Source organism: Ilumatobacter coccineus YM16-304 (assembly GCF_000348785.1).
Lineage (GTDB): Bacteria > Actinomycetota > Acidimicrobiia > Acidimicrobiales > Ilumatobacteraceae > Ilumatobacter_A > Ilumatobacter_A coccineus.
This window is the reverse complement of the sequence record NC_020520.1, coordinates 2729686-2754750: the sequence shown is the minus strand read 5'-3', so window position 1 is coordinate 2754750 and position 25065 is coordinate 2729686. Positions and strand designations below refer to the sequence as shown.

Genomic DNA, 25065 nt, shown 5'->3' with positions numbered 1-25065 from the left:
GATGCTCTCCCCTATCCGATGCGTTCACTACGGCCGAGCAAGCCCTGGGGCCGCACGAGCAAGATCAATACGAGTGCCAGCAGTGCGCCGACGTTCTTCATGTCGTTCGGGAACCAGTCGGGCAGCGTGATCATCTGGATGAAGATGCCGACCAGGAGGCTGCCGAACAGGGCGCCGTAGGCCGTGCCGAGGCCGCCGAGCGTGACGCCGGCGAACATGAGCAGGAGGAGGCGGAAGCCCATCTCCCAGTTGATGCTCTCGGTCATGCCGAACAGCACACCGCCGAGACCGGCGAGGCCCGACCCGGTGATCCACACCCACTTGATGACCGATTCGACGTCGATACCCGATGATTCGGCGAGGTCACGGTTGTCGGCCACCGCTCGCATCGCCTTGCCGGCACGAGTCTTCTGGAGTGCCAATCCGACGCAGACGAGCACGAAGATCGAGAAGACGATGATGAAGATGTCTTTCGGCGCCAGCGAGAACACGCCGAAGTCGATCTTCTCCTGGATCTGGTAGTCACGGTAGAAGCGGGCACGACCGCCGTACTGGTACAGGAAGATGTAGCGGATGAAGATCGACAGACCGATCGACACCACCAGCGCCGAGATGAGGCTGGCGCCCTTGTTGCGCAGTCGCTTCCACACGAACTCGTTGAACGCCCAGCCCGACAGACCGGAAATGACCACGGCGACGAGCGCTGCGAAGATCAGCGAACTGGTGCCCGGGATGCCGAAGATCCGTCCCGGGTAGACCATGTGGACGATGAAGGCGATCATGGCGCCGAAGGTGACCGACTCGCCGTGAGCGAAGTTGGTGAGGCCGGTCGTGCCGAAGATGAGCGACAGACCGATCGAGCACATCGCGATGATGAGGCCGAGCTTGATGCCGTCGACGAAGAGCTGAACGGCCTCGATGGTGTTGTCGGTGTTCTCGACTGCCTCGCCGAGCGGGAACAGCGTGTTCTTCGTCTCGTTGATGTCGACTTCGATGCCTTCGAGGACGTTGCGTCCCTCGTTGCGCAGCGGCACTTCCTCGGGAAGCGTCGCCTCGACGAGTTCGACGTCGAATGCGGCGGTCGGCGTGTTGCTGTTGCCGGTGATGACGAACTCGTCGGTCGGCAGTGCGACACGCCACACGCCTTCGGCGTCGGTGACGGCCTGGCCGACCTCGGTGCCGGCGTTGGGCGAATCGGACGCGACGCTCAGGCGAACGATCATCGTCACGCCTTCGACGAACACGTCTTCGCCCTCGGCGTCACGCGTCTTGAGCGTGCCGCCGATGGTGGTCTCCTCGACCTCTTCGTCGCTGACGGGTGAATCACCCTCCTGCGCCGCGGCAGGATTTCCCATGGACAGCACGGTCAGCACGACGGTGAACATCGCGAACAGAACCCGGAGCCACTGTGTGGATCTCGAGGTCGCCCGTACGTCCGCCGCCTGCTGCGGTGCAGCAGATCTCATCTTCGTTGGTGACACGGGGCGCAACTCTAGACCTCGACGGCGGGTGAAGCGACACATGTCTCATCACGGGCGTGTGAATCGTCGAGGTCGGCCTGGTCAACGGTGTCGGACGCGGCGTCGATGACGAGCAGACACGTGAGCACCCAGAGTCCGGTGGCCAACGCGATGTGCGCGCCGACGAGCAATTCGGGGACACCGTTGAAGTACTGGGTGTAGCCCACGCCGCCCTGGAGCAGCGCGACGAAGATCCATGCCGACAGCAGTTGCATGCTGTCGTCGCTGCGCTGCCCGTGGCGGGGAGTGTGGCTCGTGGCACGGCGGCGCAGGTCCCAGGCCAGCCACAGCGCGGCGGCGATCGCCAGCAGCACGGTGACGCTGTGGATGCGCGCCACGTTCGAGATGTCGAAGCCGAAACGGCGGACGTCTTCCTCACCCGCATGCGGCCCGGTGCCGGTGACGACCGTGCCGGTGACCAGCGCGGCGAGGGTCAGCGCGCCGACGAGGAGCGACGGCGGGTGCGTCCGAGCGAACGACGTGGGGCGATCACCGGCCCGGCGGAAGGCGACGATGCCGAACGCGATCGACAGCATGGCCAGCAGGAAGTGCGACTGGACCAACGCTGGATGCAGGTCGCCGCGCACCGCGATGCCGCCGACGACACCGTTGGCCAGGACGGTGACCAGCACACCGATCGCCGGCCACCGCAGGCCGCGGCGACCACGAACGAAGAACGAACCGACGGCGAGCAACAGGGTCGGCACACCGATCAGTCCGCTGAGCAGTCGGTTGATCTGCTCGACGGCCGTGTGTCCGGACGAGACGTCGATGAACCTCGTGTCGTTGCAGTTCGGCCAGTCGTCGCAACCCAGACCGCTCCCGGTGAGTCGAACGACGCCGCCGGCCACCACCAGCACACAGATGCCGACCGTCGTGACGAGCGCGAGACGACGATATTGGCGAACGGACATCTGGCGTGCCATACGTGCTGAACGATACGACTACCTTCGAGCAGGTGCTGACCTCGTTCGACGACTTTCCGATCCACCAGACGTCACAGCCGGTGGCGCAGACCGGATCCAGCGATCTGAACCACTACGACCGCTACTTCTTCAACGGCTACACCCGTGACACCCGGCTGTACTTCGCCGCGGCGATGGGCCTGTACCCCAATCGCCACATCGCCGACGCGGCGTTCAGCGTCGTGGTCGACGGCGGCACCGCCGACGCCCGACAGATCAACGTGCACGCATCGCGCCGGGCTCCTGCCGACCGGTCGGAGGCCAACCAGGTCGGGCCGATCGAGGTCGAGGTGATCGAGCCGCTCAACGCGCTGCGGGTCACGGTCGAGGCTCCCGAACACGGCATTCGCGCCGACCTGACCTTCGTGCGGCGTTCGGCCCCGATCCAGGAACCGCACTTCTTCCATCAGGTCGGGAGTCGCACGATCATGGACTCCACGCGCATGACGCAGTTCGGCGGGTGGGAAGGATGGATCGAGGTCGACGGCGAACTGACCGATCTCGAACCGGGCGAAACGCTCGGCTCCCGCGACCGGTCGTGGGGAGTGCGGCCCGTCGGCGAACGAGCACCGGTGGGCGCGCCGGTGGCCGACCCGCAGTACTACTGGCTGTGGGCGCCGATCAACTTCGAAGGGTTCTCGACCCACTTCGACGTCAACGAACTGTCCGACGGCAAACGGTGGCACGAGACGGGTGTCGTCGCACTCGTCCCCGGAGCGAACGGCGTCGAACCGGCGGAGGCGATGCGCGATGTCGACTACCGGGTCGAGTGGCGTCGTGGAACGCGCGCCGCAGCGTCGTTCGAGATCGATCTCGTGCCGTGGGTCGGTGAGCCGTCGACCATCACCCTCGAGCCGCTCTTCGACTTTCACATGCTCGGCATCGGCTACACCCATCCCGAATGGAGCCACGGTGTGTGGAAGGGCGAACTCGAAGTCGGCGGCGACCGCTGGGATCTTCCCGTCGAGTCGATGACGGCACCGCACCACGTCCACATCCAGACGATCGTCAAGGCCACCACGTCGGGCGGGCTCGGCAACCACGAAGGCCTCGGCATCCTCGAGCAACTCGCGATCGGGCGGCACAAGCCGACCGGGTTGCAGGGCATCTTCGACGGGTACGTGCCGGGCTGACGCTAGGTGTGGCGGATCGACATCCCGCCGTCGACGGGGATGATCGCACCGTTGACGAAGCTGCTCGCCGGGAGACACAGGTTGAGCGTCATCTGAGCGACCTCCTCGGGTGCACCGTAGCGACGGAGCGGCACCCGTCGACGGGCGTACGTGGCCTTCGCCTCGGCGTCGATCTGCTCGGTCATGCCGGTGTTGATCGGCCCGGGGCACACGCAGTTGACCGTCACGCCGTGGCGACCGAGTTCGACCGCGAACGACTTGGTGAGGCCGACCACGCCCGCCTTCGTGGCGGCGTAGGCGGCGAGCCTAGCGGTGGTGACGATCGCTTCGGTGGAGGCGATGTTGACGATGCGCCCCGCTCCGCTCGCCGACAGGTGCGGCAGAGCGAGTCGGATCAGGCGAGCGTGTGCGGTGAGGTTGATGTCGAGCGTGCGCGCCCAGTTCTCCTCGAACTCGTCGTGAGGTTGGAACGCCGAGTTGATCAGCGACACGCCGGCGTTGTTGACGATGATGTCGAGGGCGCCCGCCCACTCGACCGTCGCGTCGACGAGTCGTTCGAGCTGGTCGTGGCTCGACACGTCGGTCACCACGCCGAGGGCGGCATCGGCGCCGTGCACGGCGACGATCTCGTCGACGACCGCCTGCACTCGTTCGCCACCGAGATCGGCGACGACCACGCGAGCGCCCTCGTCGGCGAAGAGGTGAGCGGTGGCGCGTCCCATGCCGCTGGCGGCGCCCGTGACGATCGCGACCTTGCCGTCGATCGACCGCGAGAGTTCGCTGAGGCGCGTCATGCGGTCCAACGCTGCACGCCACCCATGCCGTACTGCTTCAAGATGAGCGCACGGGTGGGAGTGACCGCGAGGAAGGCGGTGTCGGGCGAGTTCTCCGGCCCGCCCGGAGCGAACGCGTTCAGGTCGTAGTCGAACACGCCGTCCCACAGCCGCTTCTTGGTCTCGACATCGGTGAAGAGTTCGGAGGTGCCCCACACTTCGACGCCGTCGCCGTTCTCGGTCACCTGCCAGTGGAACGCGACCTTCGGGTTGTCGGCGGTGTTGCGCGCCTTGACCGACGTGGTGCCGACCATCGTCCACAGCGTGTCGCCTTCCCAGCACGGGTGTACGGGCACGACGTCGGGTTCGCCGTCGGCACCGACGGTCGCGAGATGCGCCCACGGGCTCAACCCTGTTGCGAAGGCTTTGACCTCGTCCAATGTGCAGTCCAACTCTGATCCCATGGGTCACGACCGTAACAATGCAGAGATGAGCGTTTCGCAGCAGGACCACTTTGAACTCTCCCGGCTCGTCGAGCAGTACTGCGATGGCGTCATCCAGTGCGATGTCGACATCTGGGCCCCCACGTGGGCCGACGAGTCGGAATGGCAGATGCGCGGCGACCCCATCGTCGGCAAGGAAGCGATCGTCGCGTACTGGCTCGAGGCCATGGACCGCTTCGAGTGGGTCGTGCAGACCGCACCGCATTCGGTGTTCCACGTCGCCGAGGGCGCCGACACCGGCACCGGTCGGGTCATCGCTCAGGAGACGTTCAAGCGAGCCGACGGCGTGCTCGGCAACCTGGTCGCCGTGTACGAAGACGAGTACGTCCGCACCGCCGACGGCTGGAAGTTCGCCGTCCGCCGCCTCGACATCAAGCACTTCGGCTGAGCGGGCGCGCACACGGTGTCGTCACCGTGTGCGCGCCGCGCCGGCGTCAGACCCTGATCTCGTAGAAGGCGTTGACGCTGTGGTCGATCGGGAGTTTCTCGAAGCGACTGAACCCTGCGGCGTTCGACATCGATTCGGCCTTGCTCGCCGGGAGGCCGAGCGTGCCGAGCCCGGCGCCGCCCTCTTCCGAGAGCGCAGAACTCATGCACGAGAGCACGCTGATGCCGTACATCAGCGCGGCCACCGGGTTCTTCTCGACGTTCTCGGCGAACGTGTCACGACCCTTGATGTCGACCAGCAGCCACGTGCCGTCGTCGGCGATCGCCTCGCGGATGCTGTTCATCATCTCCTGCGGATGGGTCATGTCGTGGATGCAGTCGAAGGTGGTGACGAAGTCGCACGAGTGATCGGCCGGCATCGGCTCGACACGCGGATCGCGGAATCGGGCATTGGTCACGCTGGAGGCGGCGAGCCGCTCGTTGGCTCGATCGAGCGCGTGCGCGGAGATGTCGTACCCGACGAACGTGCTGTTGGGGAAGGCCTCGGCCATCATCAAGACCGCTCCCCCGGCGCCGCAGCCGATGTCGATGACCTTGGCCCCGACCTCGAGGCGTTCGACCACACCGTCGAGCGCCGGCAGGACGGTGGGGAGCAGATGCGCCTTGTTCCAGGGTTCGAAGCTGCGCTCGATGCCGACCGCTCCTTCGCACCCGTGGCTGTCGTAGTCGTGGCCGATGCCGGTCGTGAAGCTCTCGGGCATGTGGTCGAGCGCGCTCATCGTCTGCGGGAACCGGTGGAACATGCCCATCCCGTACGCCGGATGCTCCGGCGAGGCGAGCACCGCCACCGCTTCGGGGCTGAGTGAGAACCGTTCGGGCTGCACGCTCGTGTCGACGTCGATCAGCTTGGCGGCGGCCTGGTTGTACGCCCACTCCCGCACCCACCGCTCGTCGAGGCCGGCAGCGTCGGCGAGTTGCTGCGTGGTCGCCGGCCGGTCGAACGACGCGAGCGCCGTGAACAGACCGAGGCGATCTCCGAGGTGGAGCATGCCGGCGGTGACGGCTCCACTGAGCTGTGTGAACAGCCCGAAGGAGTACATCTTCAACTTGTCGGGGTCGATCTCGCGGTCGGTGGCGTCGCTCATACCCCCGACGGTAGACCTCAGCGGGTTCGCTGTTCTGGTTCGAGGTGTTCGACGTCGCTCAGCTTGGTGAGGCTGAACGTGAAGCCGTCGCCGAGCGCGAGGGCCTCGAGTCGGGTGATCGAGGTGTGGCCGAGCACGAAACGATCCCACTCCCACGGCGTCGGCGCCATGCCGAGCATGTGCGCGATGGTGGTCGAGTTCGTCCCGGCGTGAGCGACGAGCGCGATGCGCTTGCCCGGTTCGGCGATCTGCCAGACGGGCAGCTCGACCTGCGAACGCACGACGCCGCGATCGGCGAAGAACTCGGTGGCGCCCCGATGAATCCGAGCGGTGAAGTCACGGACGGTTTCGGCTTCCTGCAGCCCTTCCCATCGGTCTTCGGCCGCGCGGCTGCGAAGCTCGTCGTAGGCGTGCTGCGCCTTCTCGGCGGGTGTTCCGTGCCAGGCCGGATCCCCGATCTCCTCCAACCAGGGAGCGATCTGCTCGGTGCGGCCCAGCGCGTCGAACAGGGGCGCTGCGGTCTGCCTGGCCCGAAGCAGCGGCGAGGCGTAGACCTCGTCGAAGGTCTCGTGCTGCAGGGTCGCGGCCATGCGTTCGGCCTGCACGTGGCCGAGGTCGGTCAACGGCGGATTCTCGACGTTCAAGTCGTCTCTGACCCACTCGGGTTGTCCATGTCGAATCAGCACGATCTCCATGGTGCGGGACCATACTTGGCGTCCATGTCGGAACCCCGCGCGGATACTCACCCTGCCGACTGGTATCCCGATCCGGGTGGGCGTTACGACCTGCGGTACTTCAACGGCACGTCGTGGACCGCCGACGTGTCGACGTCGGGGCAGCGCTACGTCGACCCGGTGATCGGGGCTCCCGGTGGCGATGGCGGCCCGACGGGCCGCAACGGACGGGCGATCGCGGCGCTCGTGCTCGGCATCGTCGGGCTGCTCACGGCGTGGATGCCGTTCTTCTTCGTCGTCGGCGCCGTCGCCTCGGTGCTCGCCGTGGTGTTCGCCACGGTTGCGCTGCGCCGGATGGACGCAGCAGGCTCGGGGCGCGGACCTGCCGTCGCCGGCCTGGTCACCGGGGGCATCGGCTGCGTTGCAGCCATCGGCGGGTTCTTCTTCACGGTCGCCCTGTCGAACGCCATCGACGCGTACGAGAATCCGGGTCCTCACGAGGTGGCCATCACGAACTGCGTCGAGACCGGGTCATCGATCTGGAGCGCCGAGGGCACGATCACGAATCTCGACGACGAACCCCACGACTACGTGATCGACGTGAGGTTCGCTCGCAGCGGCACCGACAACGCGCAGCGCACCGCTCGCGTCGAGGTCGAGTCGCTGGAGCCAGGAACGTCGACGACGTTCGAGGTCCAGCGCTCGACCGCGATCGACGACATCTCCTGTTCGGTCGCCGACGTGCACGGGCCGATGCCGTTCGGCATCGACTTCGACTGACGCGGCGTCAGTCGTCCCAGGTCAGGTCGCCGGCGGCACGGGCCTTGGCGGTGGCGGCAGCCATCTTCGCTCCGTCGTAGCCGACGCGCAGGCCCGGCTCGATCTTGATGATGACGCGCCGCGGGGAGTTGAGCATGTTGGCGAATTCGTCGACGCGCGACTGGTCGCCACGATCTCCGTAGAGGCGCTCGGCGAGTGCGGGGTAGAACCACTTCTTCGTCTCGTCGTCGTCGAGGACGGTCGCCTGCCCCTTGTAGGTGACGGTCTTGCCCGGTCCGAGCGACGTGCCCGGCGAGGTGATGAGGATGGCGACGCGGCCGTCGCGGCGAATGGCCGGGATGCGCTTGCGCTGTCCGGACGCGGTCATCCAGAAGTTGCCCTCGTCGTCTTGCAGGTAGCTCATGATGACGCCCATCGGCGAGCCGTCCTTGGTGACCCAGCAGAAGCTGCATTCCTTCTGCTCGGCGATGAGCTGCTGCTCCATCTCGGGGTCGAGGCCGTAGACGGTGACGTCTTCGTAGTCTTTGATGTTCTTCTCGGTCATGAGGGGTCTCTTTTCTGTTGGTTTGGGCGATCGCTGCGACGGTGTCGTGACGATCAGGACGGGTCGGCGGATGTGCCTGGCAGGTCGGGGATGTCGGGCAGGTCGGGAAGGTCGAAATGGCCGGCGTTCGACGACAGGCCACCGTCGACGGGGAGGGTCACGCCGGTGATGAACGAGGCCGCTGGCGAGGCCAGGAACCAGAAGGCTTCGGCGAGTTCACGCGGCTTCCCCCAGCGCTGCAACACGATGCGACGACGCATGGCGTCGTGCAGTTCGGGCATCTCGAGCAGGCGGGTGGTCATGCCGGTCTCGACCGGACCGGGGGCCACCGCGTTGACGCGGATGTTCTGCGTGCCGTAGTCGATCGCCGCCGAACGGACCATGTTGATGACGCCGGCCTTGGTGGCGTTGTAGGCCCAGTTGCCGGGGTCGCCGCCGAGACCGGACGTGGATGCGGTGGCGACGACCGCCCCGCCGCCTGCCGTGGTGCGGATCGCCGGGGCCGCGTGGCGGATGCCGAGGGCGACGCCGCGCAGGTTGATCGCCGACACGGCATCGAAGCGTTCCATCGCCCCGTCGGCCTCGAAGGCGAGGCTCCCGGCGACGCCGGCGTTGAGGATCGCGGCATCGAGGCGTCCGAATCGGTCGATCGCCGCTTCGACCATGGCGGCGTTGTCGGCCTCCGACGACATGTCGCCCTGCATGGCGATCGTGGCGTCACCGTCGCACCACTCGGGCTCGACCAGATCGACGGCGATCACACGGTGTCCACGCTCGGCGAACAGCTCCGCTGTTGCTCGGCCGATGCCGGATGCTGCGCCGGTGACGACGGCGACTGGCTGGTGCTCGCTCATGAGGCGAGCGTAGGAAACCGATGCCTCGCGGATCGGCTCGGAGCGTCGGAATTCGCGTCTGCGACCTGCGACGACGTGCCTAGACCGACGTCGCCGACACCCAGGCGTCGTAGAGGTCGGAATAGGTTCCGCCCGCGGCGACGAGATCGGCGTGCACGCCGTCTTCGACGAGCACGCCATCGGCGAGCACCAGCACCCGGTCGGCGCGCGCCGCCGTCGACAGACGGTGTGCGATCGCGATCGTCGTGCGCGTCGAGGCCAGCCGTTCGAGCGCTCTCGCGATCGTCACCTCGGTGAGTGCGTCGACGCTCGACGTCGCCTCGTCGAGGATCAGCACGTCGGGGTCGGCGAGTCCGGCTCGGAGGAGTGCGACGAGTTGGCGTTCGCCGGCCGACAGCTGTTCACCGCGTTCACCGACGCGGGTGTCGAGGCCGCCGTCGAGTGCGGCGACCCACTCCCCCACGTCGAGGTCGGCCACGATCTGCTCGACGTGATCACGCGTGGCGTCGGCGCGGGCGAACGCCACGTTGGCGGCAATGGTGTCGTCGAACAGGAACGGTTCCTGCGACACGACGATGAGTCGTGAGCGCAGTTCGGCCCGACTCGTGTCGGTGAGGTCGACGCCGCCCACACGGATGGCGCCCGAACCCGGGTCGGCGAACCGTGCGATGAGCTTGCCGAGCGTCGACTTGCCCGAGCCGGTCTCGCCGACCATCGCCACTTGCTGACCGGCCGGGATCGTGAGCGTCACGTTGCGCAGCACCGGCACGTCGGGCGCAGCTTCGCCGTCGACGCGACCGTCGGCATCTCGCGCCGCGTAGGCGAAGGTGACGTCGTCGATCTCGATCTCCATCGGACCGCTCGGGAGCGGCGTGGTCGACGACGCCTCCGGTGGGCCGACGGGCATGTCGAGCACGGTCAGGATGCGGCGCAGACCGGCCACTGCGGTCTGGGTCTGGTCGATGATCTCGGTGAACTCGGCGATCGGTTCGAGGAACCGGTACGTGAGGAAGACGAAGCCGATCAGCGCGCCGGCGGTGAGCCCGTCGCCTGGTCCGCGCCACACGCCGACCCCCACCACGGCCGACACGGTGAACACCGAGAACACCTCGCCCGACGGGAACAGGAACGCGCCGATCAATGCAGCACGAACCTGAGCGCGAGCCTTCTCGCGGGTCGCGTCCGACACCGTCTCGGCGACGTGCTCGCCGGCGCCGTACGCCCGGATGGTCGCAGCGCCCGACACGACCTCGGCGAGTGCGCCGAGCATCTCGCCGTTGCGTTCGCGGGCCGCTCCGTGCGCTTCGATCAGGCGCTTCTGCACGGCGCGCAACACGAGCGCCAACGGCAGCGCGATGGCGAAGGCGACCATGGCCAACTGCCAGTCGTACACCAGCATCACGACGGCGACGATGACCATCAAGGTCGTGCTGCGCAACCAGGCCATGCCTCCCCACTGGAAGAACTGCGCCAGGGTCTCGATGTCGCTGGTGACCCGAGCGACGAGTCCACCGCGGCGCTCCTCGCCGTGGTCGGCGAGGCTCAACTGGTGGATGTGGCCGATGAGGCGCTCGCGAAAGTCGAACAGGGCGCGCTCGCTGCGCTCCCCCAGCCGAATCGACGCCTGACGGAACGCGATCCCCGAGATCAGCACCGCCACGACACCGATGGCCGACAGCTTCGCCACGAAGTCGATGCGCACCTCCGGCTGGTCGACGATGCCGTTGTCGATCGCCTGCTGGATCAGGATCGGCACCACGACGCGCCCGAGCGCGCCGATCGCCGCGAACACCACGGTGAGCCACAGTCCGTGGCGCAGCACGGCGGCTTCGCGCAGCCCTCGCCGAATCGTCGCCGTCGCCGTGTAGGTGTCGTTGGTCGCGAAGGTCATGCCGCCCCCGCTCGGTCGGACTCGAACGCCTCGACGAGTCGGCGGTAGCTCGGCGACGAGGCCATCAGATCGGCGTGGACGCCGTGCGCGCTCACCCGTCCGGCCTCGACGAACACCACCTCGTCGGCGAGTGCGATCGTCGACGGTCGAGATGCGACGAGCAGCACGGTGGCCTCCGACAGGCTGGAGCGCAACCGTTCGAGCACGGTCGCCTCGGTGGCCGGGTCGAGCGCCGAGGTCGTGTCGTCGAGGATCAGCAGTGAGGGGCGCCGAATCAGCGCTCGCGCGAGCGCCACGCGTTGCCGCTGACCGCCGCTCAGGCTCACGCCTCGTTCGCCGACCACCGTCTCGAGGCGCTGCGGCAACGCCGCCACGAACTCCGCGGCCGCGGCGATCTCGAGTGCCGCCCAGATCTCGTCGTCGGTGAAGTCGTGACCGAGCACGATGTTGTCGCGCACGGTGCCCGCGAGCAGGAACGCCTCCTGGAAGACGATCGAACGACTCCCCGGCGCGAGCGACACCTGTCCCTGCTGCGGCGCGACGATGCCGAGCGCGAGATCGGCCATGGTCGATTTGCCGGCCCCGGTCGGGCCGACGATGGCGGCGATCGTGCCGGCGGGGATGTCGAGGTCGACGTCGACCAGCGCCGGTGCGAGGTCGTTGCGATGAGCGAACGTGACGTGGTCGAAGCGCACGCCGACGCCCTCCGGGGCGATGCCCAGGTCGAGCGACGGGTCGGGCTCGATCGGTTCGGTCGTCACCTCCTGGATGCGCAGCCAGGCCGCCATCGAACGCGGGAGTTCCGACAGGGCGTAGCCGATCAGTCGCAACGGCAGGACGAGCAGCGTGAACAGGAAGATCACGCTCGTGAACTCACCGACCGTCACGTCGCCCGAGCGCACTCGCACCGCACCCAGGAGCACCAGCCCGATGTTGGTCACCGCCGGGATCACGTCCTGCAATGCCTCGAACCAGGTACGCAACCGGATCGCCTTGACGCGCGACGCCCGCACCCGGTCGGCCAGTTCGGCGAGACGCTCCGTCTCGCGGGCCTCGGCGCCGTACGACTTGACGAGCTGCACGCCTTCGAAACTCTCGTGGACCGCCGCCGAGAACTCACCGAGCTGCCCCTGGGCGGTCGTGTAGTGCACCGACACCGACCGCTCGTAGACCACGTTGGTCATCACGACCAGCGGGAACACGACGAGCGCGACGACGCCCAGCGGAATGTCGATCACGAACAGCCAGATGGTCGAGATGAAGATCATCAGGACCGTGCTCGTGGCGAACGGAATCGGTGCGATGACGCTCACCGTCGTCTCGGTGTCGACACCGCCGCGAGCGACGAGATCGCCGTCGGCGTGCCGCCGGTGCCAGCCGACCGGCTGCTCCACCAGCCGGCCCAACACCTGGTTCGTGTACGTCTCGGCGACCCGCCACATGCCGGCCGAGGCCGCGGCTCGACGGAACACCACGCCGACCGCGCGCACGAGACCGATACCGATCACCAGGCCGAGACCGGTCGCCACCGTCGCACCGCTCACGTCACCCGACTCGAACCGCTCGAGGATCACGTTGTCGATCACCCAGCGGATGGCGAAGCTCGACGCCACCGTGCCGAGCGCGAACACCGCGGCGCCCAGGAACGCCAGTGAGAACTCCCGCGGATGCAACGCCAGCATCGACCGGATGAGCAACCAGTTCTTCCTCAGGCGTGCGAATTTGACGGTGTCGTTCTCGTCACGGCTCAGCACGCCTGCGTTTCTAGCAGCGTCGGTTGGCCATATCGTCGGAGGTTGTGGTGACACCTGACGAGCAGCTCGAGACAGCATCCGATCGCTACGGACTCGAACCGCGGGTGAAAGGCATCACGCCGTTCCGCGTGCTCTTCCCCATCGGGGCGATCCTCTTCATCAGCTTCTGGACGTGGGCGCTCTTCTTCGCCTCCAAGACCGCCGTCAACAAGGTCGACGACGAGACCTGGGGGCCGCGTGCCGAGGCGATCTGCGCACCGGTCAAGCAGCAGCTCCGCGAACTCGAACTGCAAGCGTCATCCGACCTCGACGTCCGCGCCGACCTCGTCATGGAGTCGACCGGGCTCCTCGAGCAGATGATCGACGAGGTCACCGCCGTCATGCCGAGCGACGAGAAGGGCCAGTCGATCGTGCCCGACTGGGAAGCCGACTACCGCACCCTCATCGCCGACCGGTACGCCTACGCCGAACAACTCCGCGCGGGCGACGACGGCCCGTTCACCGAGACCGCCGTCAACAACATCCCGATCACCGAGCGCATCGAGACCTTCGCCGGCGACAACGACATGCCGAGTTGCTCCCCACCCCGCAAGGGCGTTCTCAACTAGTTCTCGTCATCGGCGGCTCACTGCCATGTCGGCGCCGGTCATGTCTCATCGCCGCCGACGCCAGGCTTGCTCGCTGGCGCTCGCGGCGCCGGCACCCGCTCTCGTCAGTGCTGGGTTCGACCTGGCCATCTCCGTCCCGAATGGAGATCTTCGCCCCGTTCAGAGTTGTCTGATCACTCGGGCGGGGACGCCGGCGGCGACCGAGTTGTCGGGGATCTCGCCGGTGACGACGCTGTTGGCGCCGATCACGACGTGACGACCGATCCGGGCTCCCGGGAGCACCACGGTGCCGTGACCCAGCCACGAACCGTCACCGATCGACACCGGACGTTCGGGCATCACCTGCATCGAGATCGGCAGATCCAGATCGTCGTACCCGTGGTTCTGATCGGTGATGTACACGTGGTGACCGGTCCACACGTCGTCGCCGATGCGGATCTCGAGGTGACCGACGATGCCGCTGCCCTTGCCGAGCAGGCACCGATCGCCCACCGAGATGACCGGGTCGGTGACCATGCGCTGGCCGGGGATCATCCCGGCCGACAGCGTGATCTGCGGACCGAACAGCGTGCCCTCGCCGATGTGGATGTACTGCTCGTTGAACAGCGTGTTGGGCGGAAAGCAGATGACGCTGTTGCGGCCGAAACGCCCGAACCGCTTGCCGCGCCTCGTGTCGGGGCCGATCGCACCCAACTCGACGGCGAGGTCCCACGCTCGATGCACGCCCTCCCCCGCTGCACGTTTGAGACCCGTGAGCCCTCGCCGGATCAGCGTGTCCGGCACCGCGTCTCGCTCCAACACGGTCGACACCCTAGGCCCGCACACGCCTCGGCATAGGGTTGCCGGATGACCAGCGGGCAGGCCGACGACAGCATCGACGAATTGATCGACGAACGAATCGTCGAGACCACGTGTCGCTCGGGAGCGCTGCGCGGGCTCGACCACGACGCGACGCAGGAGTTCAGAGGTATCCGATTCGCTCGCGCCGACCGGTTCGCCGCACCCGTCGACATCGAATCATGGGACGGCATGCACGACGGCCTCGGCTTCGGGGCCCAGGCCCCACAGGTCGGCGGTGCGCTCGAGCAGATGCTCGGCGGCGACGAACTCCCGAGCGACGACGACTGTCTGTTCCTCAACGTCTGGACGCCCGGGTGCGACGACCGGCGACGTCCGGTGCTGTTCTGGATCCACGGCGGTGCCTTCCTCACGGGCACTGGGGCGATGCCCTGGTACGACGGCAACGCCCTCGCCGAACGCGGCGACGTCGTCGTGGTGTCGATCAACTACCGCCTGGGCGCGCTCGGCTTCCTCGGCACGCGCAACCTCGGCACGCTCGACATGATCTCGGCCCTGCGCTGGGTGCAACGCAACATCGCCGACTTCGGTGGTGACCCCGGCGACGTCACAGCGTTCGGCGAATCGGCCGGTGGCGCTGCCGTGGTGTCGCTGCTCGCCGCGCCGGCTGCCGACGGACTGTTCCACAAGGCATGGGCGCTCAGTCCGTCGCTGTTGCAGTTCCGGTCGACGTCGACCGCCGACGAGATGGAGCAGATCTACCTCGATCTGGTCGGTGCCGACACCGTCGACGAGCTCACCGCAGCATCGCTCGATCGTCTGCTCGACGCACAGGCGAGGTTCCCGGCCGACACCGGTGGGATGCAGGACTTCACACCCACCCACGGCACCAATGTGTTCCCCGAACCGATCCTTCGCGTCGCCGCGCACGATCCGCGCCCGCTCGTCATCGGCACCACTCGCGACGAGATGCTGCTGTTCACGGCGTTCGACCCGTCACGTTCCGAGTGGGGCGACGACGACGTGCGCACCCAGTTCGAACGACGGTTCGCCGACCCCGAGGCGGCGATCGATGCGTACCGCCGCCACCGTCCGGATGCGAACGCGAGCCAGTTGGTGTCGGCGATGCAGACCGACGAGGTGTTCCGCTGGCCGGCGCAACGACTCGCCACCGCTCGCGCCGACGACGGACGGCCGACATGGACGTACGAGTTCCACCAGTCGTCGACGGCCTTCGACGGTGTGCTGGGCAGTTGCCACGGCCTCGACCTTCCCTTCGCGTTCCACAACCTCACGCGGCAGGGTGCCGAGATGTTCACCGGTGGTGGCGACACGCTCGAAGCGATCGCCGACGACTTCTCGGGAGCGATCATCTCATTCGCCCGCACCGGCGCGCCCGGCTGGGATGCCTACGACACGTCGACGAGAACCACTCGAATCATCGACGCCGACCCACGCACCGTCGACGACCCCGAGCCCGACCTCCGTCACCTCTGGGCCACTCGCTGACCCACCCCTGTTTTGCCCCTGGAATCCGTCATCCGTGACGGATTGCAGGGGCAAAACGAGTCGTCACATGGCGGTGAGGAGGGCGTTGAGTTCGAACATGCCGGCGCCGTTCTTCTCGATCTCCTCCATGCCGCCGACCACGCCGGTCATGTTGGCGAGCACCACGTGTTCGAGGCCGTGATCGGCGTAGCCCTGGAGCCGGCCGGCGATGTCGGCTGCCGACCCCATGAAGATCACTTCCTCGACCAACTCGAACGGCATCTCGGGAGCGAGCGAGCGCAACTCCTCGGCGTCGAGGTCGTGGACGATGATGTCGACGAAGCCCTTCGAATCGTCGCCGAACGGATGCGTGAATCCGCGCTCCTTCCAGATGTAGCCGGGGCAGAACAGGGCGAACAGTTTGCCGAGCGGGTCCTGCTCCATCAGGTCGGCGATGTACTCCTTGCTCTCGCCGAGCATCATGAACGGCAGCAACGAACACGTCGGATTCGGACGGCCCGCGGCGGCAGCGGCATCGAAGATCGTCTGGCGGCGTTCGCCGTAGATCTCGGGCGTCATGGGCCACGCCGGGATCCATCCGTCGCCGTACTGGCCGGTCAGTCGCAACATGCGCGGGCCGTGACCGGCGACCCAGATCTCGGGCTTGCCCTTGTCGGACTCGAGCGGCACGCCCATGCGTCCGCTCAATCCCGACTCGGGCGGCATCAGCCCGGTGTCGATCAGCGAACGCAACTCGTGGAGGACTTCTTCGAGGGCGGCGACCGGCTTCTCGAACGGGTACCCGAACGGCGTGAGGCTCTCGGCCTCACCCGAACCGATGCCGAGAATGAAGCCGCCGGGCACCAGATGCTGCAGCGTGAGCGCGGTGCGAGCCAGGTCGGCCGCCTTGCGACGCGTCGAGTCGGTGACCGAGATGCCGACCGCCTTGTCGGTCATCCGGCCGAGCACCCCGGCCACGACGAACGGGTCGTAGAAGGCGTCGGGGTCCGCGGCCATCTTCGAGTACGCCATGTCGGGCCAGAGGTCCGGGTGGAACACGCCGAGGATGTGGTCGGGCATCCACACCGACTCGGCACCCATGCCATCGGCGACCTGGAGCATCAGCTCGGTGCCGTCGATCGGGTGTTGGCCTGGAACGGTGATACCTACTCGCATGCGAAGGCAACGTAGTTGACGCCGATCAGGCATGATCGAGTCGTGAGCACGCTCCCCATCGGTTCGATCCTCGACGTCGACGGCATCGGTGTCGGCCATCATCAGCGCACCGGCAAGGGCTGGCAGACGGGCACGACCGTCGTCAGCTGCCGGTCGGGCGCGACGCCTGGTGTCGACGTGCGCGGCGGCGGGCCCGGCACGCGCGAAACCGACGCACTCCGACCCGAGAACCTCGTCCAGCACGTCCACGCGATCTGCCTGACCGGCGGGAGCGCGTACGGACTGGCGGCAGCCGACGGCGTGATGGCCGAGATGGAAGCAGCCGGGCTGGGGTTCCCCATCGGCGACGGCGTCGTCCCCGTGGTGCCAGGAGCGGTCATCTTCGATCTCGGCAGATCCGGTGTGTTCGGCAATCGACCCGACGCGTCGTTCGGCAGCCGAGCCGCACGGGCCTCGCTGCGTCGCAACGCTGCTCCCGCGTGGGGCGCCGTCGGAGCCGGCACGGGTGCTCGGTCGGGCGGCCTGCAGGGTGGCGTCGGCACAGCCAGTCGACGCGTCACGATCGCCGGCCGGCCCGCCGTCAGCTCGATCGTCCCGGGAGCGTCGACCGAGGCCGAACCCGAGGTGGAGGTCACCGTCGGGGCCCTCGCCGTCGTCAACTCCAACGGACGCACCATCGACCCGGCCACGGGGCGACCCTGGGAGGCTGGCGGACACCGGCTCCCCCGCCCGTCGGCTGCGCAGCGGGCGGCGGTCGTCGCCGCGATGAACGCTCCACCGGCGGCCAGTCTCAACACCACCATCGGCGTCGTGGCGGTGTCGGCCGAACTCACCAAGGCCGAGGCGTCGAAGATGGCGACGGTCGCCCACGACGGTCTCGCCCGAGCCATCCGACCCGCGCATTCGATGACCGACGGCGACACGATCTTCGCCCTCGCGACCGGAGCGACCGACCTCGGCGATCACCCGATGCGCATCGCCGCACTCAACGCGATCTTCGAGGCCGCAGCCGACGCCTTCGCATCCGCGTGCACGCACGCCGTCGTCGCGGCGCACACGATCGGCGACGTTCCGGCCTGGTCCGATCTCGTCTCGTGACCGATGCTGCCCACGCGGCCGAGTCCCGTACGCTCGGCGCCATGAAGGTCCTGAGTACACCTGACGAGATGCGTTGCTGGTCCGACGCACGGCGTCGAGCCGGCCACTCGATCGGGTTCGTCCCGACGATGGGCGCGTTGCACAGCGGTCACATGGCGCTCGTCGCCGACGCCTCACGCCGCTGCGACGACGTGGTGGTGTCGATCTTCGTCAACCCGTTGCAGTTCAACGAAGCGGCCGACTTCGACAGCTATCCGCGACCGATCGACGACGACGTCGCCATGTGTGAGGCCGTGGGCGTCGATGCCGTCTACGCCCCGACCGCCGCCACGATGTACCCGTCCGGGCACCAGACACGCGTCGTGCCCGGCGAGCTCGCCGAGGTGATGGAGGGAGCGATGCGACCGGGGCATTTCGAAGGTGTCGTCACGGTCGTGGCGAAGCTGTTCGGTGCGGTCCGACCCGACACGGCCGTGTTCGGTCAGAAGGACTACCAGCAGCTGGCGATCATCAAGCGCTTGGCGGCCGACCTCGACATGGGCATCGAGATCATCGGTCATCCGATCGTGCGCGAAACCGACGGGCTGGCGCAATCGAGCCGGAACGTGCGCCTCAGCGCCGACGATCGCCGTCGTGCGGTCGCGGTGCCCCGGTCGCTCGACGCGGCGGTCGCCGCCACCGCGGCCGGAGCAACGCCCGCCGAGGCCGTGGCCGCTGCGGAGCAGGTCGTGGCGGCCGAACCTCGGGCGCGCCACGAGTACACCGTGGTCTTCGACGCCTCCACCCTCCGCCCGCTCGACTCCTTCGACGAGCACTCGGAGCCCGGGTCAGCTCGCGTCGCCACCGCCGTGTGGTTCGACGACGTTCGCCTCATCGACAACCGCGATCTGTTTCCCGACGACTGACCCGAACGGGTCGGGGTTCTCCTCGCGCACCCGATCGGCCACGCCGGTGAGCACGAGGATCATCGCCACGCCGTTGAAGATCGAGTGAGCGACCATCGCCGGCCCGATACGACGCAGCAGGTAGGCGAATCCGCCGAGGGCGCATCCGACGCCGCTCAGCACCAGCGCCAGGCCGATGTTCCCCGCACCGCGCACGGGGTCGACGTGTGCGAGCCCGAAGAGCACGCCCTGGATCCCGACCGCCACGACCGGCCCGAACCTGCCGAGCAGGCTGCGCATCATCAAGCCGCGGAACACGATCTCCTCCACGAGCGGTGCGGCGATCACCGCGGTGATCACGATTGCGACGACGTAGCTCCGATCGGCTTGCAGTTCGGAGATGCCGTCGGTGTTGTTGGAGATCGGGATGTCGAAGCCGATCACCGCGATGGCGATCACGACCTGTGTGCCGATCGCCGCCAACCAGATCAGCGGGCCCCACCCGAGGTCGGACCAGCGCGGTGTGGCGCCGACATCGCGGATCGGCTGCCCGGTCCCCCATCGTTTCGATGCGACCAGCCACCACGCCACCGACGGGCCGTACCCGACGAGTCCGAGGATGACCACGTAGACCACGATCGGCCAATCGAACTCGACCAGCGCGTCGAGGAGGAACTTGGAGGCGATCAGCGAGACGATCAGCACCGTCACCGCGCCCACTCCCGGCTGCCAGGGCAGCGTCTCGTGCGGCGGCTTGGGCGGGGCGAACCCGGGGACCGGCGGTGCGCTCCAGACCGGACCGGCCTGCGGCCACGGCGGATTCGGCGGCCCCGATCGCGGCGGCGGAACGGGTGCCGGAACGGACGGTGGTGGCAGATCGCTCATCGCTGCCCCGCAGGGTACGCGACGCACCGGCTCCGAGACACCGAATCGACTCTGACACACTCGACGAGATGAACGAGTTGCTGGACTGGGCCGAATGCGCCGACGAATACGATGCGTGCCGCCGACGAATCGCCGAACTCGTGTCGACGCTGGGCGACGACGACGCGGAGCGCGTGGTGCCTGCGTGTCCGGACTGGACCGTGCACGACGCCTGTGCTCACCTGGCAGCGATCCCGGCGTCGATTCTCGCCGGTGACCTTCCCGGAGCAGACGCCGACGCCTGGGTGGCGCGCACGATCGCCGATCGGGCCGGCCACGACGTCGAGCAGATCATGGCCGAGTGGGCGTCGGTCACGCCGCCATTCAAGGAGTTGATGGTCAGCGGCGGTGGCCAGATGGCCGGCATGGTTCTCGATGCGGTCGCACACGAACACGACATTCGACATGCGGTCGGCCGACCGGGCGGGCGCGACAGCCGCGGCGTGGCATTGACCCTCGGGTTCACCAAGCTGATCATGGACCGAGACCTGCGCACCAGCGGCTCGGGCGACGTCGTGCGGTTCGCCTGCGACGCCGGCGTCTGGCAGGCGGGCGGCCCCGCCGACGCCGAGCCCACCATCACCCTCGACCTCTCCGGTGCGCCCGACGGATCGTTCGAACTGATGCGGGCGCTCGGCAGTCGTCGCAGCGCTGCACAGCTCGATGCACTCGACTGGGTCGGAGACTGGCGCTCCGCGCAGGCGGGCATCTTCCACATGCCGCTGCCCGAGACCGACATCGTCGAGTAGCACGGCCTGGTCGACGAGCGGCCCGCGGTCAGCTCGGGTACTCGTCGGGAAGATCGCCGGCGAAGAGCCAGGCGTCGAAGAAGGCGGTGAGGTCGCTGCGGTGAACCTCGGTGGCCAGGTCGATGAAGTCGTCGGTCGTGCGCGAGGTGTCGGCGTTGTCGGCGACCCAGTCGCTCAACAGCTCGAAGAACGGGTCGTCGCCCATCGTGAGACGGAGCGCGTGGACGATCGGTGCGCCGCCGTCGTAGCGGAGAAAGCCGAACAGTTCGGAGACGCTCGGGTCGCCGGTCGACTCGCCGTCGACCTGTCGCCGGGCGAGCATCTCCGCGGCGAAGTCGTCGAGGGGTTGCAGGCCGGCCTCGTCGAGCCACAGCCACTGGGCGTACGTGGCCAGGCTCTCGTTGAGCCAGATGTCGCCCCAGGTCGCCGGGCTCACCGCGTTGCCGAACCACTGGTGGGCCAGCTCGTGGGAGAGCAACAGTTCCTGCAGGAACTCGGGCGCCTCCGGGGCGAAGTCGTCGGCGCCGAACATCGAGCGCCCCTGCGTCTCCATCGCCAGCCCCGAGAGATCGTTGACGAAGGCGAGTCCGTAGCGTTCGAGCGGGTACGGGCCGAAGCGAGCCTCGAAGAAGTCCATCTGCGGACCGATCGACTCGAACGCCGCCTCGAACACGGTGCGCTCTCCCGCCGGCACCACGTGGGTGAGCGGCACCTCTCTGCCCGAAGCGAGTTCGACCGGGTCGGCCACGACGACTTCGTAGCTCCCGACGATCAGCTGCACCAGGTAGGTCGGCATCGGTTCGAACTCGGCCCAGATCCACACGTCGTCGCCGTCGACCGACGTGCGTGCGATGAGCTCGCCGTTCGCCGCCGCCGTGGTTCCCGGCGGCACGGTCACCTCGAACGTCCACTTCGCCTTGTCGGACGGGTGATCGTTGCTCGGCATCCACGATCGGGCGCCGTCGGGCTCGTTGAGCACGTACGAGTCATCGGTCGCCGCGTTGACGAACCAACCCGACGGGAGTCCCACCGCCGAGGTCGCACCGTTGGGGACGAACGAGTACTCGATGCGCACCGTCACGACGCTGGCGACGTCGGGCGGCAACTCGACGAGCAACTCCGTGTCGGTGAGTTCGAACTCGGCCTCGTCGCCGTCGACGGCGACCTGATCGACATCGAGTCCGATCTGATCGAGCGGCATCACGGCGATGTCGTCGGCGATCTCCGCCTCGATGGTGACGATCCCGTCGATCTCGTCGCGGCTCGGGTCGACGGTGAGTCGCACGAGGTACGACTGGACGTCGACGTCGGAGGAACCGAGATCGGGAAAGAGGTCGTCGCCGACGCCGAGGTCGGGCTCTCGCGTCCGTTCGGGATCTGGCACCGCCGTGTCGGTCGTCGGCGCCGTGTCGGTCGTCGCCGGTGTGTCGGGCGGTGCGCTGGCGGTCGTTTCGGTGTCCGCCGATTCGGTCGACGTGGCGGGCGGCCCGGGGATCGTCGGTACCGGCCCGACAGCCACGTCGGCCCGCTCGGTCTCGACCGGCACACTCGAGCATGCGGCGAGCACGACCGCGGCGGCCAACAGCACACGGGGCGGTGTCAACGTCGCCATACGATCACCGCGTCACCGTAGCGACAGCAGCGCCTCCGGTCCGGTCAGCGGTGGGTGCCGTGATCGGCGATGTGGGCGCGATAGCGGACGGTGTGGATGCTGTCGCCCGACAACACGCCGCCGCGGCCGAGCATCCGCCCGCCTTCCCAGTTCGACAGACCCAGTTCGGGCTTGTTCAGTGCGTACTGGCCGTCGACCCAGCGGGTGAAGCCGTCGGTGACGAACGGAGCGTCGACCGCCGCGTAGAACGCATCGTGCTCGGCGGTGTCGTCGGTGACGAGCGACGCCACGAAGTGCGGGCTGTAGCGGTTGCACAGCGACACGGCGTGCGCCACGTCGTCGACGACGACGAGCGTGATCTCGGGCGAGTTCTCCCACTCCCACTCGGTGGCGAGGCCCGATTCGGCGATGGGCGACGCCGCTGTCTCTGCCGACGGACCGTCGGCTCGATCGATGGTGACCTGCCGCACGAAGCGCTCGGCGGGGACGACGTGTTCGCCGCCTTCGACCACGTGGAGCCGTCCGACGGTGCCGCGCGCTGCGGCGGCTGCGTCGAGCCCGGCGAGCACGGCAGGAACGATCGTCTCCGCGATTTCCTGGGGCACCGCCACGACGTTGAGCGTGTTGCACACCTTGCGGTCGAGTGAGTGCGTGACCGCCGCGGTCACCGTGTCGGAGTCGGCGCCGAGGCCCGTGACCATCCAGGCGCCGCCGGTGCCGTGCAAGCTCACCGGCACGCCGGCCTGCGCGGCGACGGCGCCGAGCTGCGACACGGCAGCGCCGGAGCCACGGGCGACAGCCAGCGAGAGTCGAGCGTCGCTGAACAGCGCGTGCCCGGCCGAGCGACTGGCCGAATCGACCAACTGGACGATGCCGGTCGGGAGGCTGGCCGCTTCGAGTGCGGGCCGCAGCGCCGACGAGACGATCGCGCGTGCGGTGCCGAGCGCATCGGAGCCGATGCGGAACACGACCGCGTTGCCGGTGCGGACGACCCCACACGCATCGGCGAACACGTTGGGGCGTCCCTCGAACACGAACCCGACGACGCCGAGCGGTGCACGGCGGGATTCCAGCGTCCAGCCCGGATGTTCGATCACGTCGATGATCGCGTCGCGACCGGCGTCAGCCTTCGCCCACTCGCGAAGACCGGCGATCATGTCGTCGCGCATCGTGGCGCCGAGTTCGAGTCGGGTGGTCGAGCGGCCCCTCGCTGCTGCCGCCGCGACGTCGGCGTCGTTCGCCGACGCGATGACAGCGAACACCTCGTCGTCGGCGAGCAGATCGGCGAAGCGCTCGAAGAACGCGGTGATCTGCTCGTCGGACGAACGGGCGAGTTCGGCGAAACCGTCGAGTGCGGCGGTGACCGCAGACTCGACGATGTGATGCTCCGACTGCGGAACGTGTAGAAGATCGCCGGTCTGCTGCACCACGACGAGATGGTCGCCGGGCTCAAACGCCGCAGCGAGGTCGTCGTCGACGTGCGTGACACGGTCGCCGCCGTACACGATCGGTTGTCCGGCTGTGAGCGACTCGAGGCGTCCTGTCACGAGACGAACTCCAGGTCGGACAACTCGTCGAGGGTCCACAGGTCGACCGGAGCGCCGGTGTCGATCGAACGGTGCGCGGCGAACCCGATCGCCGCCGACCACAGGCCGTCGCGCAGCGTGACCGCCGCGGGCCGGCCCGACACGATGGCGTCGAGGAAGTCGACGTGCTCGAGGTAGCTGGCGCCGTGGTGGAGGCCGACGTGCTTGACGTCGGGGGCACTCACGCGCTCCTCGCTGACGATGTTGATACCGCTCACGATGTCGTCGGTGCGACGGCCGACGCGGATGAGGCTCTCGGTGTCGAGGGCTTCGAGCTTGCCCTTCGGGCCGACGACGCTGATCTCACGTTCGTTCTTGCTCGCCTCGGCGAACATGCAGAGGTCGAGCATCGCCCGGGCCCCGTTCTCGAAGTCGACGATCACGTACGCGTTGTCGAGGATGTCGGGTACCTCGCCGTCGTAGGTCTCGTCGAGGTGGTTGACGTCCTGACCGCCCGACGCCATGACACGCGTCGGCTTCGACCCGATGATGTTGATCATCAGGTCGAAGAAGTGGCAGCACTTCTCGACGAGCGTGCCACCGGTGTTGCGGCTGAAGCGGTTCCAGTTGTCGACCTTGACGAGGAACGGGAACCGGTGCTCGCGGATGGCGACCATGCGCGGCGCACCGATCGTGCCGCCGTCGACCTCGGCGATCAGGCGGCGGATCGGTGGCATGTAGCGATACTCGAGACCCATCCATACGACACGGTCGGGGAAGCGTTCCTTCGAGGCGTCGGCCGCTTCGATGACGCGGCGACAGTCTTCGAGCGTGGTGCACAGCGGCTTCTCGACGAGCACGTGGATCGGCCGGTCGAGGACGTCGAGCAGCACGTCGACGTGCGTGTGGTTCGGGGAGGCGACGACGACGGCGTCGACGAGGCCGGAGTCGAGCAGCGCGACGTGGTCGTCGAACACGGCCAGTTCGGCGGGTGCGACCGGACCGTCGGACCCGGCGCTCACCAGGCCGTGCTGGTACGGCTTCTGGTCGAACCACGTGCGTACCGCGATTCGCGCCCACTCCTGCGACTCGGGGTGCGGGTCGGCGACTGCGGTGACCACCGCGCCTTCCATCGCGAGGATGTTCTGGATGTGCTCGACACCCATCATGCCGGTACCGATCACGCCATACCGGACTGGCGCACCCGTGTCGGGTGAGGAGGTCGCGTTGTCACTCATACGGTGCCAAGCGTAGGACGTCAATCGCGCAACCGAGCTGC

At 67.9% G+C, this 25065-nt stretch carries 24 protein-coding genes; 8 read left to right on the top strand and 16 right to left on the bottom strand.

The window, feature by feature from the left end:
* Positions 1–11 precede the first annotated feature (11 nt).
* Both YM304_RS12390 and YM304_RS12385 read right to left on the bottom strand, forming a co-directional pair.
* Complete coding sequence (locus YM304_RS12390; RefSeq protein WP_162142068.1) at positions 12–1355, bottom strand: branched-chain amino acid ABC transporter permease; 1344 nt, start codon at positions 1353–1355, stop codon at positions 12–14.
* A gap of 137 nt (positions 1356–1492) precedes the next feature.
* The gene (locus YM304_RS12385) at positions 1493–2446 is read right to left on the bottom strand and encodes a COX15/CtaA family protein (RefSeq protein WP_015442034.1); all 954 of its coding nucleotides are present in this window, start codon (positions 2444–2446) and stop codon (positions 1493–1495) included.
* Positions 2447–2478: 32 nt separating this feature from the next.
* On the opposite strand from YM304_RS12385, the gene YM304_RS12380 reads away from it, so the two are divergent.
* Complete coding sequence (locus tag YM304_RS12380; protein WP_015442033.1) at positions 2479–3618, top strand: hypothetical protein; 1140 nt, start codon at positions 2479–2481, stop codon at positions 3616–3618.
* 2 nt (positions 3619–3620) lie between these two features.
* Here the strand turns inward: YM304_RS12380 and YM304_RS12375 are convergent, their stop codons facing one another.
* Both YM304_RS12375 and YM304_RS12370 read right to left on the bottom strand, forming a co-directional pair.
* The gene (locus tag YM304_RS12375; RefSeq protein ID WP_015442032.1) at positions 3621–4412 is read right to left on the bottom strand and encodes an SDR family NAD(P)-dependent oxidoreductase; all 792 of its coding nucleotides are present in this window, start codon (positions 4410–4412) and stop codon (positions 3621–3623) included.
* The gene (locus tag YM304_RS12370) at positions 4409–4855 is read right to left on the bottom strand and encodes a pyridoxamine 5'-phosphate oxidase family protein (RefSeq protein WP_041298264.1); all 447 of its coding nucleotides are present in this window, start codon (positions 4853–4855) and stop codon (positions 4409–4411) included. The genes YM304_RS12375 and YM304_RS12370 overlap by 4 nt, the downstream gene beginning before the upstream one ends.
* 25 nt (positions 4856–4880) lie before the next feature.
* On the opposite strand from YM304_RS12370, the gene YM304_RS12365 reads away from it, so the two are divergent.
* Positions 4881–5282, top strand: coding sequence for a nuclear transport factor 2 family protein (locus tag YM304_RS12365; protein WP_015442030.1), 402 nt, complete (start codon positions 4881–4883; stop codon positions 5280–5282).
* Positions 5283–5328: 46 nt separating this feature from the next.
* Here YM304_RS12365 and YM304_RS12360 read toward each other — a convergent pair whose 3' ends face one another.
* A complete protein-coding gene (locus YM304_RS12360) occupies positions 5329–6426 on the bottom strand; it encodes a class I SAM-dependent methyltransferase (RefSeq protein WP_015442029.1) in 1098 nt (365 codons plus the stop codon).
* 17 nt (positions 6427–6443) lie between these two features.
* Positions 6444–7121 carry a histidine phosphatase family protein gene (locus YM304_RS22565; RefSeq protein WP_015442028.1) on the bottom strand — a complete coding sequence of 226 codons (678 nt, stop codon included), beginning with the start codon at positions 7119–7121 and terminating at the stop codon, positions 6444–6446.
* A gap of 24 nt (positions 7122–7145) precedes the next feature.
* Here YM304_RS22565 and YM304_RS22560 point away from each other — a divergent pair, with 24 nt between their 5' ends.
* Entirely contained in the window at positions 7146–7880 is a 735-nt protein-coding gene (locus tag YM304_RS22560; RefSeq protein ID WP_015442027.1) for a DUF2510 domain-containing protein, read from the top strand.
* A 7-nt stretch (positions 7881–7887) separates the two neighbouring features.
* On the opposite strand, the gene YM304_RS12345 is transcribed toward YM304_RS22560, so the two are convergent.
* From YM304_RS12345 to YM304_RS12330, 4 genes are all read right to left on the bottom strand, one after another.
* Positions 7888–8424: a pyridoxamine 5'-phosphate oxidase family protein gene (locus YM304_RS12345; RefSeq protein ID WP_015442026.1), complete on the bottom strand. Its 537-nt coding sequence runs from the start codon at positions 8422–8424 to the stop codon at positions 7888–7890.
* 53 nt (positions 8425–8477) lie between these two features.
* Complete coding sequence (locus YM304_RS12340; protein ID WP_015442025.1) at positions 8478–9278, bottom strand: SDR family NAD(P)-dependent oxidoreductase; 801 nt, start codon at positions 9276–9278, stop codon at positions 8478–8480.
* 79 nt (positions 9279–9357) lie between these two features.
* Entirely contained in the window at positions 9358–11169 is a 1812-nt protein-coding gene (locus YM304_RS12335) for an ABC transporter ATP-binding protein (RefSeq protein WP_015442024.1), read from the bottom strand.
* Positions 11166–12977, bottom strand: coding sequence for an ABC transporter ATP-binding protein (locus YM304_RS12330; protein WP_162142067.1), 1812 nt, complete (start codon positions 12975–12977; stop codon positions 11166–11168). Before YM304_RS12330 ends, YM304_RS12335 begins: the two co-directional genes overlap by 4 nt.
* Between YM304_RS12330 and YM304_RS12325 the strand changes: the two genes are divergently transcribed.
* Positions 12971–13531 (top strand): hypothetical protein, encoded by a 561-nt coding sequence (locus YM304_RS12325; RefSeq protein WP_154723437.1) that lies wholly within the window; start codon positions 12971–12973, stop codon positions 13529–13531. The genes YM304_RS12330 and YM304_RS12325 overlap by 7 nt on opposite strands.
* Before the next feature lie 159 nt (positions 13532–13690).
* Here YM304_RS12325 and YM304_RS12320 read toward each other — a convergent pair whose 3' ends face one another.
* Positions 13691–14332, bottom strand: coding sequence for an acyltransferase (locus tag YM304_RS12320; RefSeq protein ID WP_154723436.1), 642 nt, complete (start codon positions 14330–14332; stop codon positions 13691–13693).
* Positions 14333–14377: 45 nt separating this feature from the next.
* Between YM304_RS12320 and YM304_RS12315 the strand changes: the two genes are divergently transcribed.
* A complete protein-coding gene (locus YM304_RS12315; protein ID WP_015442020.1) occupies positions 14378–15838 on the top strand; it encodes a carboxylesterase/lipase family protein in 1461 nt (486 codons plus the stop codon).
* A gap of 63 nt (positions 15839–15901) precedes the next feature.
* Here YM304_RS12315 and YM304_RS22555 read toward each other — a convergent pair whose 3' ends face one another.
* Positions 15902–16993: an LLM class flavin-dependent oxidoreductase gene (locus YM304_RS22555; protein WP_015442019.1), complete on the bottom strand. Its 1092-nt coding sequence runs from the start codon at positions 16991–16993 to the stop codon at positions 15902–15904.
* A 42-nt stretch (positions 16994–17035) separates the two neighbouring features.
* Between YM304_RS22555 and YM304_RS12305 the strand changes: the two genes are divergently transcribed.
* Positions 17036–18091 (top strand): P1 family peptidase, encoded by a 1056-nt coding sequence (locus YM304_RS12305; RefSeq protein WP_015442018.1) that lies wholly within the window; start codon positions 17036–17038, stop codon positions 18089–18091.
* Positions 18092–18132: 41 nt separating this feature from the next.
* Positions 18133–18996: a pantoate--beta-alanine ligase gene (gene panC / locus YM304_RS12300; RefSeq protein WP_015442017.1), complete on the top strand. Its 864-nt coding sequence runs from the start codon at positions 18133–18135 to the stop codon at positions 18994–18996.
* On the opposite strand, the gene YM304_RS12295 is transcribed toward panC, so the two are convergent.
* Positions 18919–19860 carry a type II CAAX endopeptidase family protein gene (locus YM304_RS12295; protein ID WP_083908344.1) on the bottom strand — a complete coding sequence of 314 codons (942 nt, stop codon included), beginning with the start codon at positions 19858–19860 and terminating at the stop codon, positions 18919–18921. The genes panC and YM304_RS12295 overlap by 78 nt on opposite strands.
* A 68-nt stretch (positions 19861–19928) precedes the next feature.
* Here YM304_RS12295 and YM304_RS12285 point away from each other — a divergent pair, with 68 nt between their 5' ends.
* Positions 19929–20648 (top strand): maleylpyruvate isomerase family mycothiol-dependent enzyme, encoded by a 720-nt coding sequence (locus YM304_RS12285; protein ID WP_015442014.1) that lies wholly within the window; start codon positions 19929–19931, stop codon positions 20646–20648.
* 28 nt (positions 20649–20676) lie between these two features.
* Here the strand turns inward: YM304_RS12285 and YM304_RS12280 are convergent, their stop codons facing one another.
* From YM304_RS12280 to YM304_RS12270, 3 genes are read right to left on the bottom strand one after another with little or no spacing between them, the layout of a single operon-like run.
* Entirely contained in the window at positions 20677–22260 is a 1584-nt protein-coding gene (locus tag YM304_RS12280; RefSeq protein WP_015442013.1) for a M1 family metallopeptidase, read from the bottom strand.
* Positions 22261–22304: 44 nt separating this feature from the next.
* Complete coding sequence (locus YM304_RS12275) at positions 22305–23807, bottom strand: aldehyde dehydrogenase family protein (RefSeq protein WP_015442012.1); 1503 nt, start codon at positions 23805–23807, stop codon at positions 22305–22307.
* Complete coding sequence (locus YM304_RS12270; RefSeq protein WP_083908343.1) at positions 23804–25024, bottom strand: Gfo/Idh/MocA family protein; 1221 nt, start codon at positions 25022–25024, stop codon at positions 23804–23806. Before YM304_RS12270 ends, YM304_RS12275 begins: the two co-directional genes overlap by 4 nt.
* Positions 25025–25065: the final 41 nt, after the last annotated feature.

Coding starts and splice junctions, on each gene's coding strand:
- YM304_RS12340 (WP_015442025.1), bottom strand. CDS start 9,278: ATGAGCGAGCACCAGCCAGTCGCCGTCGTCACCGGCGCAGCATCCGGC.
- YM304_RS12335 (WP_015442024.1), bottom strand. CDS start 11,169: ATGACCTTCGCGACCAACGACACCTACACGGCGACGGCGACGATTCGG.
- YM304_RS12360 (WP_015442029.1), bottom strand. CDS start 6,426: ATGAGCGACGCCACCGACCGCGAGATCGACCCCGACAAGTTGAAGATG.
- panC (WP_015442017.1), top strand. CDS start 18,133: ATGAAGGTCCTGAGTACACCTGACGAGATGCGTTGCTGGTCCGACGCA.
- YM304_RS12315 (WP_015442020.1), top strand. CDS start 14,378: ATGACCAGCGGGCAGGCCGACGACAGCATCGACGAATTGATCGACGAA.
- YM304_RS22565 (WP_015442028.1), bottom strand. CDS start 7,121: ATGGAGATCGTGCTGATTCGACATGGACAACCCGAGTGGGTCAGAGAC.
- YM304_RS12285 (WP_015442014.1), top strand. CDS start 19,929: ATGAACGAGTTGCTGGACTGGGCCGAATGCGCCGACGAATACGATGCG.
- YM304_RS12385 (WP_015442034.1), bottom strand. CDS start 2,446: ATGGCACGCCAGATGTCCGTTCGCCAATATCGTCGTCTCGCGCTCGTC.
- YM304_RS12365 (WP_015442030.1), top strand. CDS start 4,881: ATGAGCGTTTCGCAGCAGGACCACTTTGAACTCTCCCGGCTCGTCGAG.
- YM304_RS12280 (WP_015442013.1), bottom strand. CDS start 22,260: ATGGCGACGTTGACACCGCCCCGTGTGCTGTTGGCCGCCGCGGTCGTG.
- YM304_RS12390 (WP_162142068.1), bottom strand. CDS start 1,355: ATGGGAAATCCTGCCGCGGCGCAGGAGGGTGATTCACCCGTCAGCGAC.
- YM304_RS12270 (WP_083908343.1), bottom strand. CDS start 25,024: ATGAGTGACAACGCGACCTCCTCACCCGACACGGGTGCGCCAGTCCGG.
- YM304_RS12345 (WP_015442026.1), bottom strand. CDS start 8,424: ATGACCGAGAAGAACATCAAAGACTACGAAGACGTCACCGTCTACGGC.
- YM304_RS12295 (WP_083908344.1), bottom strand. CDS start 19,860: ATGAGCGATCTGCCACCACCGTCCGTTCCGGCACCCGTTCCGCCGCCG.
- YM304_RS22555 (WP_015442019.1), bottom strand. CDS start 16,993: ATGCGAGTAGGTATCACCGTTCCAGGCCAACACCCGATCGACGGCACC.
- YM304_RS12375 (WP_015442032.1), bottom strand. CDS start 4,412: ATGACGCGCCTCAGCGAACTCTCGCGGTCGATCGACGGCAAGGTCGCG.
- YM304_RS22560 (WP_015442027.1), top strand. CDS start 7,146: ATGTCGGAACCCCGCGCGGATACTCACCCTGCCGACTGGTATCCCGAT.
- YM304_RS12370 (WP_041298264.1), bottom strand. CDS start 4,855: ATGGGATCAGAGTTGGACTGCACATTGGACGAGGTCAAAGCCTTCGCA.